This is a genomic window from Parasulfitobacter algicola (assembly GCF_013315265.1).
In the GTDB taxonomy this organism is placed as follows: Bacteria; Pseudomonadota; Alphaproteobacteria; order Rhodobacterales; family Rhodobacteraceae; genus Parasulfitobacter; species Parasulfitobacter algicola.
Map to the genome: position 1 here is coordinate 1 of NZ_JABUFE010000069.1, position 216 is coordinate 216.

The 216-nt window shown below is 58.3% G+C and carries 1 pseudogene; it reads left to right on the top strand.

Features of this window, described 5'->3' with window-relative positions:
- A pseudogene (locus HRQ87_RS20745) lies at window positions 1-116 on the top strand (DDE-type integrase/transposase/recombinase); the annotation flags it as partial.
- Window positions 117-216: the final 100 nt, after the last annotated feature.

Here is a 216-nt window from a genome sequence, read left to right on the forward strand (position 1 = left end):
CCCGGCGCGATGCGAAGGCGGCAAAGGCTTTCCTGAACAAAGCCATTGAGCGCGTCCGCCTGCATCGGCCCGTGACCATCTGTACCGACAAAGCACAGGCCTATCTCACCCTGATCTGGAGTGTGTGTCGGGCGGCTGATTTCAGAGGGAGAATACCGAGCGCGTCGAGGAGTTTGTCATCAGAAAAGTCTTAGTCGACCCCAGGCTGCTGGCAAT